Annotated in this window: 12 protein-coding genes, 1 tRNA gene and 1 rRNA gene; 3 read left to right on the top strand and 11 right to left on the bottom strand. The window is 42.6% G+C overall.

Translation table 11 applies throughout. The features are described 5' to 3' along the window. Nucleotides 1-174 precede the first annotated feature (174 nt). From AAAH86_RS00070 to nhaD, 10 genes are all read right to left on the bottom strand, one after another. Nucleotides 175-879, bottom strand: coding sequence for a hypothetical protein (locus AAAH86_RS00070; RefSeq protein ID WP_343485453.1), 705 nt, complete (start codon nucleotides 877-879; stop codon nucleotides 175-177). A 74-nt stretch (nucleotides 880-953) separates the two neighbouring features. Then, a complete protein-coding gene (locus AAAH86_RS00065) occupies nucleotides 954-2,375 on the bottom strand; it encodes a RagB/SusD family nutrient uptake outer membrane protein (RefSeq protein ID WP_343485452.1) in 1,422 nt (473 codons plus the stop codon). A gap of 17 nt (nucleotides 2,376-2,392) precedes the next feature. After that, entirely contained in the window at nucleotides 2,393-5,419 is a 3,027-nt protein-coding gene (locus AAAH86_RS00060) for a TonB-dependent receptor (protein WP_343485451.1), read from the bottom strand. 530 nt (nucleotides 5,420-5,949) lie between these two features. Further along, complete coding sequence (locus AAAH86_RS00055; RefSeq protein WP_343485450.1) at nucleotides 5,950-6,429, bottom strand: helix-turn-helix domain-containing protein; 480 nt, start codon at nucleotides 6,427-6,429, stop codon at nucleotides 5,950-5,952. Between the two features lie 244 nt (nucleotides 6,430-6,673). Further along, nucleotides 6,674-6,748: transfer RNA gene (locus tag AAAH86_RS00050), tRNA-Val, on the bottom strand. A gap of 131 nt (nucleotides 6,749-6,879) precedes the next feature. After that, entirely contained in the window at nucleotides 6,880-8,091 is a 1,212-nt protein-coding gene (locus AAAH86_RS00045; RefSeq protein ID WP_343485449.1) for a folylpolyglutamate synthase/dihydrofolate synthase family protein, read from the bottom strand. Next, nucleotides 8,091-9,002 carry an energy transducer TonB gene (locus AAAH86_RS00040; protein WP_343485448.1) on the bottom strand — a complete coding sequence of 304 codons (912 nt, stop codon included), beginning with the start codon at nucleotides 9,000-9,002 and terminating at the stop codon, nucleotides 8,091-8,093. The genes AAAH86_RS00045 and AAAH86_RS00040 overlap by 1 nt, the downstream gene beginning before the upstream one ends. 162 nt (nucleotides 9,003-9,164) lie before the next feature. Continuing rightward, nucleotides 9,165-9,551, bottom strand: coding sequence for a biopolymer transporter ExbD (locus tag AAAH86_RS00035; RefSeq protein ID WP_343485447.1), 387 nt, complete (start codon nucleotides 9,549-9,551; stop codon nucleotides 9,165-9,167). Nucleotides 9,552-9,560: 9 nt separating this feature from the next. Then, a complete protein-coding gene (locus tag AAAH86_RS00030) occupies nucleotides 9,561-10,253 on the bottom strand; it encodes a MotA/TolQ/ExbB proton channel family protein (protein ID WP_343485446.1) in 693 nt (230 codons plus the stop codon). Nucleotides 10,254-10,303: 50 nt separating this feature from the next. After that, a complete protein-coding gene (gene nhaD / locus AAAH86_RS00025) occupies nucleotides 10,304-11,650 on the bottom strand; it encodes a sodium:proton antiporter NhaD (protein WP_343485445.1) in 1,347 nt (448 codons plus the stop codon). A 220-nt stretch (nucleotides 11,651-11,870) separates the two neighbouring features. Between nhaD and AAAH86_RS00020 the strand changes: the two genes are divergently transcribed. The 3 genes from AAAH86_RS00020 (at nucleotide 11,871) to AAAH86_RS00010 (ending at nucleotide 19,234) form a co-directional block, all read left to right on the top strand. Then, nucleotides 11,871-13,013, top strand: coding sequence for an acyl-CoA dehydrogenase (locus tag AAAH86_RS00020; RefSeq protein WP_343485444.1), 1,143 nt, complete (start codon nucleotides 11,871-11,873; stop codon nucleotides 13,011-13,013). A 192-nt stretch (nucleotides 13,014-13,205) separates the two neighbouring features. Then, complete coding sequence (gene gltB, locus AAAH86_RS00015) at nucleotides 13,206-17,711, top strand: glutamate synthase large subunit (protein WP_343486803.1); 4,506 nt, start codon at nucleotides 13,206-13,208, stop codon at nucleotides 17,709-17,711. A gap of 56 nt (nucleotides 17,712-17,767) precedes the next feature. Continuing rightward, a complete protein-coding gene (locus AAAH86_RS00010) occupies nucleotides 17,768-19,234 on the top strand; it encodes a glutamate synthase subunit beta (protein WP_343485443.1) in 1,467 nt (488 codons plus the stop codon). Nucleotides 19,235-19,410: 176 nt separating this feature from the next. On the opposite strand, the gene rrf is transcribed toward AAAH86_RS00010, so the two are convergent. Further along, nucleotides 19,411-19,501: ribosomal RNA gene (rrf, locus tag AAAH86_RS00005) — 5S ribosomal RNA — on the bottom strand; the annotation flags it as partial.

The following is a 19,501-nucleotide window of genomic DNA, read 5'->3' as shown; positions in this document are numbered from 1 at the left end:
CAAGAAGTAAGACCTCTCACCGCCTTACCTTTACAATTGCAGAAGTAAAGCAACTACAACAAATTTTAGTCAAGGTACTTCTTAAACGGCAAGGGCTTTATAAGAATAGTCGCCCATCAGAACAAACTCTTTTTAACGAAAAAGTATGCTTAAGGTGATTAATGTGGTGCGAACTTAAAGTTCTATATAGTGATTTATGATTTTTACCAAGTGGGTGGCCGAGTCAAAATCTAAATCATTTTTCTTTGCAAACTTTTCTATGGATGGATATTCTTTTCCAAAGAATTCTTTTAGTTTTTTTCTTTTTCTGGGAATCTTTACCAACTCTTCTGAATTGTCATCCTTAAAATCCAAATAGAAGGCATCTGGTAGCCCAACAAACTTTGCCGGCTTTTCTGGTTCATAACTACTTTTGGCAGGTTTTGCCTCTTGAAACTTGATACGTTCTTTTTTGAACAGTTCAAAATATTCATTGGCATACATCTTCTCAAAAAAGGTGTTGCTTGATTTGCCGTAGTCATCAATAAACTTTTTGGTAACGAACACCCTACTGCTGCCATCTTGCAATACAATACTGTATTCCTTTTCTGCTGAAAGTCCTTTGGTCTCTCTCTCACTATCCTTGAATTCTATGATGTTATCTACCACATCGAAGCGTACGGCATGGCTGGTTTTGACTTGATTGATTTTTGCTGGCACGAATTCATCAAAAAGATATTTTGATCCCTCGGCCCCTGCATACTTAGAATTGTTGACTTCTACAAAGAATCCTAAATCATTGAGTGTGCCAAGTGTAGCATTATTGTTCTGTGCTATTTGCGCATTCAGTGAACAAACGAAAAAACACGCTATCCAATTGAAAACAATGCTTTTATTCATGCTCTTGAATTTTATAGTTAAAAAACCGCCATTGAAAAAAGGTCAACGGCGGCTTTGAACAATACATGATAATTTTAAAAATTACCTGGGTTTTGGGTGATATTCGGATTGTTGGCGATTTCGTCATCAACAATCGGAAAAATAACCTTGTTGGCACCAGGTGCTGACTCAGATCCGCCACCCGGTCTCAAATTAAGATTGTTTCGCAACAAATCCATACGACGGTGGCCTTCAAAGCAAAGTTCTTTTCTGCGTTCGACAGCAATAGCATCTAAGTCGACCGATCCGAGGTTTGGCAGACCTGCCCTATTACGAATCGTATTGATATCGTTGAGCGGTACATCACCAACCGAAGAACCATTCCTAAAATTGGCCTCTGCACGAATCAAATACATTTCAGCAATACGCAATTCCATTCCGTCAGAAGCATTGTTCACGATATCTGGATATTTGGTGGTGAAAAAGGTGCTGTTACCCCCAGCATCGTTTGCTGCTTGCGAAAGCTCATCAAATCTTCTGTCCCCTGGCTCTGCTGCAAAAGCATCAATCAAATCTTGACTAAATGGTGCATCACCACGTCCACCTGGTGCCGGGTTGTAAAAATTCACATACACCTCATCTGATCCAGGAACAGATTCGTCTTGAGGTCCATCTACAGGAGTATTTATAACCACAAATATATGTTCAGAAGATGTTGGATTATCGTCATAAAAATCGAAATCAGTGGCTAGCGTATGGTTTCCACCAGAAATTACCTGGTTGGCAAAATCCGCTGCCTCCGTCCACTGTTCACGATACAAGTACAAACGTGCCAATAATGCCCTGGCAGCATCAGCATCAGCCCTCACCCCATTCTCTTCTGGCAAAGCCGCGACAGCATCCAACAAATCTTGCTCAATGAAAGCATGCACGTCATTAACTGTTGCTCGCTCTTGTTGAAACTCAGAGATATCTCCTCCCTCAAAAGGCATCTCTACAATGGGGACCCCTAAATTGGAACCGCCTGCGACCTGAAAGGGCTGCGCAAACAAATTAACCAATCGAAAATGGGTTAGCGCCCTTAAAAACTTAGCTTCGCCGACAAATCTAGTCTTATCAGCTTCAGTAAGCCCAGTAACATCTACAGTACTTACATCAGGAAGGTTGACTATAATATTATTGGCCGCCCCAATCAATTCGTACGCATCCAACCAAATATTATCAATCGTGGCATTTGTGGCCAAGGTTTCAAACTGATCTATATCTTGCAATGAGGGGAAACTACCCACAAAGTTAACATTATCAGCCATAAAATCAGATATTAATTGTGGGTTGCCATTCAAATCACCACTCTGGTTCTTACTATATATACCCACGACTGCACCGTTGATTGTCGCAAAGCTGCCAAAAACGGTATTCGATGCCACATTATCTTCAGGCACTACTTCCAATTGGTCCTCACATGAGAAAAACAGAATCAGGCCAATCATCAATGTTATTGCTTTTATCGTTTTCATATTTATCTTTTTCATTATTAAAATTGTAACCTAGCTCCGAATGAATATAACTGGGCTTGAGGTGCCGTAAAGAAAGATTCTCCTTGAAATCTTGGGTCTATATCATCGGTCACCTCGGGATCAATACCTTTCATCTCATCCTTCTTCAAGGTAAACAGGTTGGTTCCTGTAAAATAAAAGCGTATGCCCGTGAATATTCCACCTAGTCTATCCAAAGCCTCTTGAGGCAAATTATAGCCTAAAGTCACATTTTTAACCCTCAAATAAGATGCATCCAATTGTTGCTGGGTTGACCTTTGATTGAATAGGTTGAATGTTGAGCTAGTAGGACTTGGCAGAAAGGCATTATCGCCTGGCTGTCTCCAAAAATTAAGGTTTTGTCTCCTAATATTTACAATTCCGCCTATGGCATCATTTCCATCGGCAAATCGCAATCCGTCAATAACAACTTCATTACCGTATGAATAGTTCACCAAGACCGAAAGATCAAAATTTTTGTAATTAAAGGTATTGGTCATACCCCCTGAGAAATCTGGTAATGGACTACCGGTCACGACACGATCTGTAGAACCAGGATTTAGAGTGATGTTGCCATCGGCATCCAGCCATTCTGCGTCACCTGTCTGTGGATTGACACCCACATATCGAATCAAATAGAAATTGTTCAACGACTCCCCTTCAATGGCACGTTGAATAGCTCCATCGATGATTCGCCGTCCTTGGGGGTCCGTAGCTGCGTCTTCGTTGAGCTTTAAAATCTGGTTGTCGATAGTGGTCAAGTTGAAATTGGTCCGCCATTGAAAGTTCTCAGACCTAACATTTACGGTGTTCAACTCGAACTCCCATCCTGTATTCTCCATTTCTCCAATATTTCTACTGATAAAGGAAAAACCTGTTTGCGGTGGCAATACCTGATTCAATAGCAAATCACTGGTCGTCTTTTTAAAATAAGCGGCGTTAAAGGTGATTCGCCCGTTCAAAAATGTAGATTTCAGGCCGATATCAAGGGTTTCACTTTCTTCCCACTTCAAATTAGGATTTTCAGGACTTCTAGCAGGAACTACACCAGATTCTCCGTTGTAGTCACCAAATCCACCCGCATTGAACAATCCAAGAGATGGGAAGGTACCCAATCGATCATTACCCACGGTACCAATACTTGCTCTCAATGCCAAGAAATCAAAGAAATTCAAGTCTTGTATGAAAGATTCTTCAGAGAGTGTCCATCCAGCAGCAGCCGACCAGAAATAACCGAAACGGTTATTGGCCCCGAAACGGGAAGAACCATCACGTCTTAAAGATCCTTCAACCAAGTACTTGCCTTTATAATCATAGCTTACCCGTGAAAATAGACCAAACAATCGTGATGGAAAACGATCACCATTCAACACTTGGGGTGTCGATCCAGAGCCCAGATTTCTTAAGTCATCGGTCAAAAAACCAGTGGATTGAATATTTGACCTTGTCCGCAATGTTTCCTCATAGTTTAGTCCCACAAGAACAGATAAGGTATGATCTTCGCCAAACGTATTATTGTAATTCAAGGTCTGGTTGGTCAACCAACGGTCTTCATTTACGAAAATCTGTTGGGCAAGCCCACCCGGAGTATTGAACTCGGCCTGTCTTATAAATTCTTCTAAATGTAGTTTATCGATACCAAATTCAGACCGCCACGTAAACCCTGGAAAGGGTGAGATTTCGGTAAAAGCGTTACCAATAACCCTAAAAGTCTTTAGTTCATCTGTATTCAATGCTACCCGTGCAAATATGTTAGGAATAAAAGAACCTGACTGAACAAAATTGCCCTCATCATCAAAAGCAGGCACCACCGGACTTTGCAAGAAAGCAGTGGTAAAAGGTGCATTGATATTATTTTCAATACCTACCCTATTCAATCTATTGTTTGTCACACCAAGGTTCATACCTGCCTTCATCCAATCAGTGATATCGGTATCAATATTGATTCGCGCACCGGCCCTCTGTTGATCATTACCAATAATGAAACCGTCTGTATCTTGAAAATCCAATCCAAAAAAGAAGGAGGTTTTTTCGCCACCACCCCTTATACCTAGGTTGTAATTCTGTGAAATACCGGTTCTTTGAACTCCGCCCAACCAGTCTGTACCTCCAGAACCAAGGGCACCAAGTCCTAAATCTTCAGGCGATACGGTGACTCCTCCATTTTGGATCGTTGCCACTTCCGACTTAAATTGTCGGAACTCATCTGCAGTCAAGATATCAGGCACATCCGTTGATTGAGAAAATTGTGTGTTCACATCAAGGGTCATTGTCGTTTTAGAATTCCTTCTACCCTTCTTTGTGGTAATCAAAATAACACCATTGGCACCCCTTGATCCGTAGATGGAAGTTGCACCGGCATCTTTAAGTACCGTCAACGATTCTATATCGTTTGGATTGACAAACGACAAAGGGTTAATTCCAGTATTACCACCCCTGTTCAAAGTATTGCCTGCAGTATCAGTAATGGGCACACCATCAATAACAATCAAAGGTTGGCTACCAGAGTTTATAGAGTTCACACCCCTAACCCGAATTACGGCAGCAGACCCCAAGACACCTGAAGCATTCACAATCTGCGTACCAGCTGATTGCCCCTGTAATAATTGGTCGGCAGAGACCACCTGTAGGTTTTCAATAGCCTCTTCTTTAACAATACCTACGTTTTGAATGATTTTTCGTTCCTCTTGGTTACCATAACCGATGACCACAACTTCTTCCAATGCCTGTGCATCTTCTTGCATCTGTACATTAATTGTGTTCTGGGGCCCTACCGTTCGACGAACATCAGTTTGTCCGATATACGTGAAGAGCAATACTTGACCTTCACTGGCACCAATCGAATAGTTGCCATCAAAGTCGGTTTGGGTACCATTTGTAGTACCCACAACCACAATGTTAACACCTGGTAATGGTATACCATCTTGGTCAGTAACCGTACCGGTAATTGTCTTTTCTTGGGATTGGGCAAATGCAAAGCAAAAAAACACTGCCGTAAAAACCCCAAACAATCGCTTAAATTTCATAGAGTTAAAAGTTTCGTTAGTAATTAAAATCAGTGCAACTGGGAAAGGAAGACGGCAAGAAGCTAATTGATAGCTAATTCAAATAATACCTCTTAGTGTAGAAAACAAAACTTAATGGAATGTTTTAGTCATGTAGTAAAGCCTCTCACCGCCTTACCTTTACAATTGCAACACAAAACAACCCCAATGAGATATAGAAACAGTACTCTTAAAACGGCAAATACTTTAAAAAATAGGGATGCCCATCGGCGAAAACCTTTTTTAACATCAACAGAATTAAATTCAACAATGGTGGTATAAAAAATGTTTGGCAAATAAAAGTATGCCACCTTGAAAGCCTGGTATAAAATGTAGAGTTTAAAATTTCATATTTGCTTTGAAATACGACCGAAAGTGTTGTAATAAAACATCAGAAGAAGAAACGCCAAGACCTAATATATTAATGGCTCACCACCATTAACAAATGCCAAACGATTTCAATTCAAAATTCAAAGAAGAGAGAAAATAGTAGTGGAGCTATTATTTTAATATCAGTGAAACTGAAGTCTAGAATTTACACCATCTTCATAAGCCCACATGCTCCTGAAGTCATTTGGACTCAGACCAGTATCTTTCTTAAAGGCGTTATAGAAACTGTTCTTACTGTTGAAACCGACTTCATACATGACAGCTTTCACGCTTGAAAATGGTCTGGATATCAAAAGCTCTTTGGCTTCTTGAATACGGTAATGGTTCAACAAGGCATAGAAATTTTTTGAGAAATACTTATTGATTACTTCCGATACCTTATAACGATCAAAATCAATGTAGTTTGAAAGTTCGACTAGACCGAGATCGTTTTGCCGGTAGATCTTGTCCTCTTGAAAAGCAAACTCAATACGTTCTTTAATAATGATGGCTTGCTCAAGTGTCAAACCTGACTTTCGGTATTTCTCGCTTAGCCTTGTCGATTCTTTCTTTTTATTCTCTGGAAAATACCTTTTTACCAAACCTGTTACTAATCCTTTCATTTTGACTGATTTTTTCGATTGACAAGTATATAATTAGTCTAAAAGTCTTGAAAATCAGGGTTTCCCGATAAGAGTTTACGGATAAAGGAAGAAAATCCGACAAGGGTTTACTCACTTATGGTTGCCATTTTACCGTGGCGAAGTAATCAAACTCTTTTGAAATTGGGACCGAAAAAATCTGGGATATGTAAAGTCATAAAATAAAAAATCCCAATGAAGAATTACATTTGGATTGTGCTTGATGTGGGCGCGAAGGGATTCGAACCCCTGACCCCCTGGGTGTAAACCAGGTGCTCTGAACCAACTGAGCTACGCGCCCGATATTTTTTTCAGGATTCGGAAACCTGACTCTCCCGATATAAAATCGGGATGAGCTACGCGCCCGTTTGTAAAACGGAGTGCAAATATAATGTGATTTTTCAGATGCAGAAAGAAAAAAATGATAAATCATCAGACCACTTCGGCTACCACGAACGTACTGCCCCCAATGAAAATAAAATCTTCTTTTTTAGCGGTTTGTAGCGCGGTTTTCACACCTTTCTCCACAGATTCGTAACTCTCTCCTTTCAGGTTGAATTCTTTTGAAATTTCTTTTAATGAAACTGCATCCAGTCCTCTTGGCATATTGGGCCTTACGAAATAGTAGGCCGCCTTTTTCGGAAACAATGGCAATATCTCTCCCAGTTTTTTATCATCCACAAAACCTATGACCATGTGTAGCTTCTTGAAATCGTATTGTCTCATCTGATACATTACAGATTTGATTCCTTCCGGATTATGAGCCGTATCACAAACGACCAACGGTTTTTTATGCAAAACTTGCCACCTGCCCAACAATCCAGTATTTTTCACCACCTTCTTTAGGCCTTTGACAATATTGTTTTCACTGATGCCGAATGCTGCCAATTGATTCAGGCAAGTGACCACACCCGCAATATTTTTCTTCTGGTAATGGCCCAGTAAATCGGTTTTGTATTCCTTTTTTACATTTTCGTCAGCGAAGAAAATCGGAGCATCTTTTTGTGCAGCAATCATTTTGAAAATAGCCTCAGTCTCTGTCTGACGCTCGCTTACCACTACGGGCATGCCACGCTTAATGATTCCTCCCTTCTCTAGGGCTATTTTTTCAAGGGTATCGCCCAAAATATGGGTGTGGTCATAACCGATATTGGTAATCAAACTTACTTCAGGACAAATGATGTTTGTAGAGTCTAATCTTCCCCCCAATCCCACCTCGATTACGGCAATATCAACTTTTTCTGAAGCAAAATGCTCGAAGGCCATGCCCACGGTCATCTCAAAAAAAGAAAGTTGATGCTCTTCTAGAAAAGATTCTTGCTCTTTAATAAAGGAAATCACTGATTTTTTGGAAATAGTTTTACCATTGATTTTGATACGTTCCCTAAAATCTTTTAAATGGGGAGAGGTGTAGAGCCCAACTTTATAACCAGCTTCCTGCAAAACGGAAGCCAGCATGTGGCAGCTTGAACCTTTACCATTGGTGCCCGCTACGTGAATGCTTTTGAATTTTTGATGCGGATTATCCAAAACAGCACAGAAATTTTGGATGTTCTCCAATTTGTTGTTCAGCGCAGAAATTCCTTTATGTTGGTACATCGGAAGTTGGGCGAACATCCAATCCAATGTCTGCTGATACGTCACTATTGGCCCAGTTTGAAGTTGACCACCACAAAACCTATCTGCTGGGCAGGAGCTTTCGAATCCGGATTCCAACGATGCATCATTGCAGTCTTTCGTGCTGGCTCTAAGAGACAGGCTGCATTGTTGGTGGTACCTTTTACACCAGGGGTGGCCTGAACAACCTTGCCATTTCTGTCTACAACAATTTTGACCACCACCCGGCCATCTTCATTGCATTCTTGCTGTACCTTGCCCTTACTGGCCAAAGAGCGGCCGCTGAGACCATAACCACCACCGCCAGAACCGCTACCCGGCGCACCATAATACGTAGTCGCATACGGATCGCCATCAGGTTGGCCCTTATCGCCCGGTGTGTTGTCATTGCCCTCACTACCGCTGGCATTGCCATCAGACTTTCCAATACCCCCGATCAGGGCATCCAACTTTTTCTTTTTATCAGCTTCTTCTTGACGCTTGCGTTCAGCCGCTGCTTGTCGTTCTTGTTCTTTTCGTTCAGCTTCTGCCTTTGCTTTTTTGGCAGCCTCTTCAGCCTTTCGCTTTGCTTCCTTTTGCTGTTTGATTTTGATGGCTTCCTCAGATTCTTGGGTCAACAACTTTTCTGAGGGCTGCTCTTTCTCAACAACTTCTTCTTTTGCGGTTTTCTGTTCAGGAACCTCCTCTTCCACTTCCTCAACCTTTTCAGGAAGATTGGGAACTTCTGGCTTATTTATGGGCTCAGACTTGATTTTTTCCAATGGTTGAACAGTACCACTACCAAAATCCATAGTTCCGAAATTTACCGCAATCCCTTTTTCCTCAGGCGGGTCAAGATAGGTCAGGCCGATATAGAAAAGTAACAGCACCAAAATGCTCAAGAGCAACGTGGTCAATGTGAAGGATTTTTTCTTGTGTCTCGTATCTAAAAATGACATTATGCCAATTCAGTTTTAAAATCTCGTACTTTTAATTTGAATTATTTCTTGTTCAGATGATACAAAAAATATCAGCATAGCCCTGGCTAAGCTTATCTTTTTTGGAGAAATATGAGCGAAAAAGAAACAAATTATGTGCGTTATTTTAATGCTGAACTGGCATCAATTCGGTCGCACCGCCAAGATAACCTTGTAATTGTTCTTATTGGCAATATCCATAACGTTGACCGCTTCTTTGATGGCAACGCTTTCTTCTGCCCGTAGAATGATGGTAGGCTTTTCTTGGCCCTCAAGTGCTTTTCTTAATTCAACTTCAATGTATTCTCCGTTAATCTGCTCGTTGTTCACGTAGTATTTCAGGTCTTTGTCAATAGTGACCGAAACGTTTTGCGTGTTCGTCGATTTTCCTTTTGCCTTGGGCAATAGCAAATCCAAAGCATTGGGGGCATTTGAGGTCAACATAAAAAATACCAACAACAGAAATACAATATCCGTCATTGATGACATGCTAAACTCTGGACTCACTTTGTTTCTTCCCCTCAGTTTCATATAAATATCTTATGCCGGTTCGTTCAACAGATCCAAGAACTCAACAGCATTGGCCTCCATTTTGTGAACCACTTTATCAGTTCTGACCACCAAGTGATTGTAACCAATGTAGGCAATGATACCTACAATCAGACCGGCAACGGTTGTGGTCATGGCCGTATAAATGCCTGAAGCCAAAAGCCCCATTTCGGCCTGGCCGCCACTGCTCGCCATCTGATGAAACGCTAAAATCATACCAATTACGGTACCCAAAAAGCCAATCATGGGTGCCGCACCGGCAACAGTGGCCAAAATACTGACATTTCTTTCAAGTTTGTATACTTCAAGTGTACCGGCATTTTCAATAGCAGTATTGATATCGTCTAAAGGTTTCCCTATGTGGGATACTCCTTTTTCGGTCAATCTGGCCACAGGCGAATCTGTCTGTGCACACAAGAGCTTGGCAGCCTCGATTTTTCCGCTCAAAACATGGTCGCGAATCTGGTTCATGAAGTTCTTATCGATTTTCGAAGCGGCCTTAATGGCAAATATGCGTTCGAAATAGATATAGAGTGCGACGAAAAGCAATACAAAAAGCACAGCGATGATAACAACGCTGCCCGTACCGCCATTGACAATCAAATCAACAACTGAAAGGGTTTTCTCTTCCGAAATAGACGCAGCTACGTCAGACCCTTCTACCGAATCTTGAAATAAAAACATATAGATCCCCAATTTTGAGTTGCAATAATAACGGAGATTTTTGGATTTAATTATCCGCCGAAGATAAAATCACGCATTGCGATGAATACAATTGCTCCAGCAAAAAATCCTGCAAAGGCAAGCCAGGCAATTTTTTTCAGGTACCAGAAGAAGTCGATTTTTTCCATTCCCATGGCTACAACTCCTGCAGCAGAACCGATAATCAACATACTGCCCCCCGTACCCGCAGAATATGCAATAAAATGCCATAAAGAGTGATCTTGGGGCTCTGAGAACATACCCATACTTGCCGCCACCAAAGGTACATTGTCAATTATGGCAGAGCCTATGCCCAATAACATGACCACAATATCTGTTTGTGGAATAGCTTCATTCAATTGTTCGGCATAATTAAAAAGAATACCCAACGATTCCAATGCGGCCACGGCCAATAAAATACCCAAGAAAAAAAGAATACTGGGGAGTTCTATTTTGGTCAAGGCGGAATGTACTGGACTATGGTGCGCTGCTTCATGGTGCTCATCATGTTCTTCGCCCGTAGCGGAACTGATACTGAACTTCGCACTACTGTAGATTTCAGCAAACGTAGCAACCACGGCCAATGAAAGCATCATGCCCACATAGGGAGGTAAATGTGTGATGGTCTTAAAAAAGGGCACAAAAACTATCGAGCCCAGACCTAAATAAAGCATTGTTGGGCCATAAGGAGATTTTGGTGCATCTAAATCCTCGGGCTCTTTTTCAATCATTCCCCTAAAAACCTTGAACCTGCTCGCTATGAGGGTAGGCACAATGGTACACGCAATAGAGGGCACCAATACCCTGAGCACCAGTGAACCTGCCTCGACCTTGCCAGCTATCCACAACATGGTGGTGGTCACGTCTCCGATGGGTGACCAAGCTCCTCCCGCATTGGCGTTGATGATGATGAGACCTGCAAACCACAGACGGGTGTTTCGATCACGGATTACCTTTTGCAAAATGGTCACCAATACTATGGTCGCCGTTAAATTGTCAATGATAGCTGAAAGAATGAAGGCCAGAATAGAGAAAATCCATAATAATTTGGTTTTACTCCGGGTCTTGATGTACCCCTTAATGGTGGCAAAACCATCAAAATAGTCAATGATCTCAACAATGGTCATTGCTCCCAATAAGAACACTAGAATCTCAGCGGTCTTCCCCAGATGGTGCAATAGAATTTCATCGATATGGGTGGGCTCAAGTTCCTTTAGCTGTGCATTGACCTCAAACACATCTAAATGTGCCAAGGCAATAATGGCCCAAAGAATGGCCATCATGGCCAGTGCTGGTATCAGCTTATCAATTTTGAGGTTGTGCTCTAACGTGATTGCCAAATAGCCTGCAAGAAAAACAATGATAATAATGGTCTCCATTGGTCAGTCGGTTATGAATGTTGTTTTAATCGTTGTTCATGGTAGAAATCTAAAGATATTAAAAATGATGGTTTGCCAAAGCTATACCATGAGTAAAAATTTTTTATGACAAAATATACGACTGCAGTATTGAACAATTCACATATTTAACCAATGATTCTTAAATAATCCGCACCGTAGCGTTATATTTGTGCTGCCTTTTTATTTACTTTTCATTATTATGGATTTTACACTTTCTGAAGAGCAACTGATGATTCAACAGGCAGCCAGAGATTTTGCTCAAAATGAATTGTTGCCTGGTGTCATAGAACGAGACGATAATCAAGAATTTCCGAAGACCCAAGTTCAAAAAATGGCAGAATTGGGATTTATGGGGATGATGGTCGACACAAAATATGGAGGAAGTGGTTTGGATACCCTTTCGTACGTCATTGCCATGGAAGAGCTCTCGAAAGTAGATGCTTCGGCCTCAGTAATCGTATCAGTGAACAATTCACTGGTCTGTTGGGGGTTGGAAACCTTTGGTACGGAGGAACAAAAGCAAAAATACCTGACACGGTTGGCTTCTGGCGAAATTATTGGGGCATTCTGCCTGTCTGAGCCTGAAGCCGGTAGTGATGCCACCTCACAAAAAACGACTGCCCTAGATAAAGGAGACCATTACGTACTGAACGGTACCAAAAACTGGATCACCAATGGCAATTCAGCCGAAGTATATTTGGTCATCGCACAGACCGATGCCGATAAGGCACATAGGGGCATCAACGCGCTTATTGTTGAAAAAGGCATGGATGGCTTCGAAATTGGGCCAAAAGAGAATAAATTGGGCATCCGCGGTAGCGATACCCATTCACTGATTTTCAACGATGTCAAAGTACCAAAAGAAAATCGCATCGGCGAAGATGGTTTTGGGTTTAAATTCGCTATGAAAACCCTTGCAGGTGGTCGCATCGGTATTGCAGCGCAAGCACTGGGTATAGCCGCAGGAGCTTACGAACTCTCATTAAAGTATTCGAGAGAACGAAAGGCATTCGGTACTGAAATCGGCAACCATCAAGCCATCGCCTTTAAATTGGCCGATATGCACACCAAAATTCAGGCGGCAAGACATCTAGTATATAAAGCTGCCTGTGATAAAGACAATGGAGACAATTATGATCTTTCAGGTGCCATGGCCAAATTATATGCCTCTGAAGTTGCCATGGAGACCGCAGTTGAAGCGGTTCAGATTCATGGCGGCAATGGCTTTGTAAAAGATTACCACGTAGAACGATTGATGCGAGATGCCAAAATCACCCAGATTTATGAGGGCACCTCAGAAATTCAAAAAATCGTCATCTCACGAAGTATTCTCAGAGATTAGTTTTGAGATTACTTGAACTTTCAAAGAATTTGATAAGTGACGATTGAGAATATGGCAAAAATGGCCATAGTAAATTATCATATTAAATTTTTTGTATCATTCTTATTCAAGTACTGATTATTTTATTTCAAAAGTTTCCGCGAGCTGAGTTTTGTTCATATTTTAGGACGTTTATCAAAGAATTTCCTAATGATGAAACCAGAGAGACAGGGCTTGTATTTGCCCGAATTTGAACATGATAATTGCGGTGCCGGATTCATTTGTAGCCTGAAAGGAATCAAGTCAAATGACATCATTCACAAGGCACTGGAAATTTTGGACAAACTTGAACACCGGGGGGCCGTCAGCGCCGATGGAAAAACGGGCGATGGGGCAGGAATCTTGATTGATATTCCGCATGCCTTTTTTCAAGATGTCTGTGCTTTTGAGCTTCCAGAAGCGGGAAGTTATGCCGTCAGCAACGTATTTCTTCCCCAAAAAGAAAACCAGCGAAACTTTTGTATCTCACTTTTTGAGGAAAACATCAAAAAACAAGGGCTTGAACTATTGGGCTGGCGTGATGTTCCCGTAAACAAATCGGTTCCTGGGCGCATAGCAGCCGAAACTGAGCCTTTTGTGAAACAAATTTTTATCGGCAAGGGCAAAATCAAAGATGCTTTTCAATTTGACCTAAAACTTTTTATAGCAAGAAAGACGACAGAACACACCATAATCGCTTCAAAACTTTCTGAAAGTGCGTTCTTTTACGTTCCCAGTCTCTCTACACGGATCATCATCTTCAAAGGGCTGCTGATGCCCAATGACATCAGCCTGTACTACAAAGATTTGCTTGACCCCAAAGTGGTTACGCGCTTGGCATTGGTACATCAACGTTTCTCTACAAATACCTTTCCCACTTGGGATTTGGCCCAGCCCTTCCGCTATATGTGCCACAATGGTGAAATCAATACACTACGGGGTAATGTGGCCCGAATGCACTCTCGTGAAGAACTGCTGAAAAGTGATTGGTTTGGTGAAGAAATTAAAAATATCCTTCCAACGGTCCTGCCAAAAAAATCAGATTCTGCATCCATGGACATGGTTGTTGAACTCCTTTTAATGACCGGCCGGTCATTACCTGAGGTTATGATGATGCTCGTGCCCGAAGCATGGGAAAAGAACACAGAAATGTCTGCTTCTAAAAAGGCGTTCTACGAATATCATTCCTGTGTTATGGAACCTTGGGATGGCCCCGCGTCAATACCCTTCACCGATGGCAAATACATCGGTGCTGTCTTGGACCGGAATGGCTTGCGGCCATCACGATATTCAGTGACCAAAAATGGGTATGTCATCATGTCTTCAGAAACCGGGGTGGTCGATTTGCAGCCTGAGGATATTGAATTTCATGGACGTTTAGAGCCTGGAAAGATGTTCTTGGTCAATATGGAGGAAGGTCGCATCGTCAACGATGAAGAAATCAAAGAAGCCATTGCCAAAAAACATCCCTACGAAAAATGGCTTAAAAAGAATTTGGTGCACTTGAAGGACATTCCCTATAATGAATGCCCGGTGTTCTTGGGTGAATTTCCGCTGGAAACACGTCGTGCCGCTTTTGGCTATACGTTGGAAGATATCAACACCATTATCCTGCCCATGGCCAAAAATGGAAAAGAGCCCATTGGTTCTATGGGTTCTGACACACCGATTGCAGTACTTTCCGAAAGGCCACAGTTGATTTATAACTATTTCAAACAGTTGTTTGCCCAAGTAACCAACCCCCCGCTTGATGGTATTCGGGAAGAATTGATTTGCGACATCAGTTTGACCTTGGGTAGTGACCAAAATATTTTTGAGACCAATGAGCTGCATTGTCGAAAGCTAAAAATTCAAAACCCCGTCATTTCAAAAGAGGATTTGGATAAAATCAAGAACCATGACAAAAGTCCAGATTATAAGGTGGTCTCAATTTCTATGCTATATGAAATTTCAAAAGGCCACAATGGTCTTGAAAATGCTCTGGAATCGATACTGAAAAAAGTTGAAAAGGCGGTAGATGAGGGGGCGAATATCATCATTCTCTCCGATCGCATGATCAGCAAAGAAATGGCGGCCATACCTGCATTGTTGGCCTGTTCGTATGTCAACAGCGGGCTGAGCAGATTGAAAAAACGTTCTAAGCTCAGCATCATCATCGAATCTGCAGAACCTCGTGAGGTACATCATTTTGCGCTGCTTTTTGGTTTTGGGGCCAGTGCCATTAATCCCTATATGGTGAATGAAATCATTGGGCAACAGATACAGGAAAACGATATCACGGAATACACTTTTGATGCCGCCATTGAAAACTATAACAAGGCTATCGGTAAGGGCATCCTGAAAGTGATGAACAAAATCGGTATTTCAACCCTGAACTCGTATCGGGGTTCGCAATTATTTGAATGCATCGGAATCAACACCAAGTTGGTCGATAGGTATTTCCCCAACACACCAACACGTATCGAGGGCATTGGCCTGTATGAAATTGAAAGAGAGATTGCCAAAAGACATCATAAAGCTTTCAATGTGCAGAACATTGCTGCCAACCTAGATTTGGAAATTGGCGGGGAATATCGCTGGCGAAGGGATGGCGAAAAACACATGTTCAATCCGTTGAGCATTGCAAAGTTGCAAAAAGCGGTTCGCAACAACGAACCAACCACCTACAAAGAGTATTCTGAGCTGGTCAATGAGCAGTCTAAAAATTTAATGACCATTCGAGGTTTATTTGAGTTTTCAAACTTTGACCCAATTCCTTTGGAAGAAGTCGAGCCTTGGACGGAAATTGTAAAACGGTTCAAAACCGGCGCCATGTCGTATGGCAGTATCAGCAAAGAGGCCCATGAAAACCTGGCAATTGCCATGAACCGTATCGGTGGTAAGAGCAACTCAGGTGAAGGCGGTGAAGATGCAGAACGTTTTTATAAAAATGCATCTGGTGATTGGAAAAACAGTGCTATCAAACAGGTGGCCTCAGGTCGTTTTGGGGTTACTTCAGATTACTTGACCAACGCCCAAGAGATACAGATTAAAATGGCCCAAGGGGCCAAACCGGGGGAAGGTGGGCAGTTGCCAGGGCCAAAGGTGAATCCTGCCATTGCCAAGACCAGAAACTCAACACCCTATGTGGGCTTGATTTCGCCACCACCGCACCATGATATTTATTCCATTGAAGATTTGTCACAGCTGATTTATGATTTAAAATCAGCAAACAGAGAGGCAAGAATTAATGTGAAATTGGTCTCTGAGGTCGGTGTGGGCACAGTAGCCGCCGGCGTCGCAAAAGCAAAAGCAGATGTCATTTTGATTTCCGGATTTGATGGTGGTACAGGGGCTTCACCACTGACCTCCCTAAAACACGCCGGATTACCTTGGGAGCTGGGCATTGCCGAGGCCCAACAGACACTGGTACTCAATGATTTGAGAAACCGTGTTGTGGTAGAATGTGATGGTCAATTAAAAACCGGTCGTGATGTGGCCGTTGCCTGCTTGCTGGGAGCAGAAGAATTTGGTTTTGCCACAGCGCCATTGGTGGCCTCAGGCTGTATTATGATGCGTGTCTGCCATTTGAACACTTGCCCAGTGGGTATTGCGACGCAAAATCCTAAACTGCGCAAAAAATTCAAGGGAAAACCTGAACATGTGGTCAACTACATGTATTTCGTGGCCCAGGAGCTGCGTGAAATCATGGCCAAGCTTGGTTTTAGAACCGTCGATGAAATGGTTGGTCAAGTTCAGAAGCTGGATCGAAAAAAAGCCATCGAACATTTTAAGGCTGAAGGCATTGATCTGACACCCATTTTACATCAAATCGCTGTACCTAAAAGAACAAAATTGCACAATACGACCCAGCAGCGGCATAACATCGAAAATTCAATAGAGTTTGACATCATTGCAAAAGCGCATCCAGCACTTTTCAGAAAAGAAAAGACGATGTTAGAGTTTCCGATTCACAATACCGACAGGGCGGTTGGCGCCATCATTAGCAATGAGATTTCAAAGATTTATGGGGCTGAAGGCCTTCCAGACAACACGTTAAAGCTAAACTTCTCAGGTTCTGCTGGGCAAAGTTTTGGAGCTTTTGCCACAAAAGGACTCACCATGGTCGTCAATGGCAATACCAATGACTATCTCGGAAAAGGATTGTCTGGAGCCAAATTGGTGGTCAAAGTTCCTTATAAATCAACCTTGAAACCTGAAGAAAACATCATCACTGGCAATGTTACGCTATATGGTGCTACTTCTGGTGAAGCCTACATCAACGGAAAAGCAGGAGAGCGTTTTTGCGTTCGTAACTCTGGGGCCAAGGCGGTCGTAGAGGGTATTGGCGACCACGGTTGTGAATACATGACCGGTGGTGTGGCCGTGATATTGGGCCATGTTGGCAGAAATTTTGGAGCGGGAATGAGCGGGGGTATCGCCTATGTTCTCGACGCCGATGGAAACTTCGCCAGCAGATGTAATGGTGAAGCCTTGAATTTATTGAAGGTTGAAGAAGACAATGACATTGCAGAACTTCGAGAATTGATTGAAAACCATTACAATGCCACTTTAAGCCCTTTGGCACAGCGTATTCTCGAAAACTGGGAAAACGAACTCCCCAAATTCATCAAAGTGTTTCCAGAAGAATACCGACAGGCATTGTTGAGATTAGAACAAGAACAATTGGAAACCCTTTAATTGTCCCCATGAGGGGGCAGCTCCGTTCATACTGAGCAGGGGTATAAAAATATAATATGGGAAAGATTACAGGTTTTATGGAGTATGAGCGACAGGTAGAAGCCTACGCCCCTGTCAAAGAACGGGTAAAAAATTACAAAGAGTTCACCAAGCCTATGAAGGAAGCTGAACTAAAAAATCAAGGGGCACGCTGCATGGATTGTGGCATTCCCTTTTGCCACAGTGGCTGCCCTCTGGGCAATCTGATTCCTGATTTCAACGATGCCGTTTATCAGGGCAAGTGGAAAAAGGCCGCCGAGATTCTACATGCCACCAACAACTTTCCTGAGTTTACGGGAAGATTATGCCCTGCACCATGCGAAGAAGCCTGTGTTCTAGGAATCAATGAAGACCCGGTTTCCATAGAAAATATTGAAAAAAATATTGTTGAAACAGCTTTTAAAAATGGATGGGTCAAAGCACATCCACCTAAGAAAAGAACAGGCAAAACAGTGGCCATAGTCGGTTCAGGACCAGCAGGATTGGCAGCAGCGCAACAATTGAACCGTGCCGGCCATACTGTGACCGTTTTTGAGCGGGATGAAAAGGTGGGTGGACTGTTACGATATGGAATTCCAGATTTTAAGATGGAAAAAAGCGTTATTGATCGTCGACTTGAAATATTGGAAGAGGAGGGCATTATTTTCAAAACAGGAATTCACATAGGCTACGATGTTAAAGCAGTTGATCTGCAAAACGATTTTGATGCCGTATTGCTTTGTGGCGGCGCTACTGTAAGAAGAAAACTGCCCATACCCGGTTCAGATTTGAAAGGCGTCGTACAGGCCATGGATTTTCTACCACAAAACAACCGCCGTGTTGATGGCATCAAAGATTTGGGTGAGGAAATTTTGGCAACTGGAAAAGATGTTATTGTTATCGGAGGTGGCGATACAGGCTCAGATTGCATCGGAACGTCAATTCGCCAAGGGGCAACAACAGTGACCAATTTTGAGATCATGCCCATGGCGACCAAAGATAGGCCAGCAGACCAACCGTGGCCCTTTTGGCCCATGAGGCTTCGCACCAGTTCATCACATAAAGAAGGTGCTGAACGAATGTTCAGTATCTCAACAAAAAAGTTTATCGGTGATAAAGATGGAAATCTAAAGGCATTGGTGACCGCAGAAGTCGAGTGGCAAACAAAGCCCGGTCAACGACCCGTTCTCAAAGAAGTTGAAGGTTCAGAAAAAGAATGGAAATGTGAATTGGCCCTTTTGGCACTGGGCTTCACGGGTTCAGAGAACACCATTGCCGAACAACTCGGATTAGAAATGGATTCAAGAACCAATATAAAAGCCTCTGAAAACAATTACAAGACCAACGTCCCAAGTATTTTTACAGCAGGAGACCAACGCCGCGGGCAATCATTGATTGTTTGGGCCATTTCAGAAGGCAGAGAGGCTGCCTATCACATTGATGAATATTTGATGGGGTTTTCTGAACTTCCGCTTAAAGGAGAAGGTGATTTGCCCAGAATTTAAAGAGACATCCTATAAACTATCTGGGCGAGCCCTGCCCATGGCGGGTCGGGCTATCAGCCATACATGCCTGCCTGTCGGCAGGCAGGGTATCTGCTTCTATCCCTCTCGCAAAAGCATTTCCCCAGATATTATATGGAATAAAAAAAGCCCCGGTCCGTTTTGAACCGGGGCCTCAAGGAAGGCGGCGACCTACTCTCCCACTCGGTGGAGCAGTACCATCGGCGCTGGCGGGCTTAACGACCCTGTTCGGTATGGGAAGGGGTGGGC

It is taken from the genome of Allomuricauda sp. d1 (genome assembly GCF_039592695.1).
GTDB lineage: Bacteria > Bacteroidota > Bacteroidia > Flavobacteriales > Flavobacteriaceae > Flagellimonas_A.
This window is presented reverse-complemented; position numbering and strand designations above follow the sequence as displayed.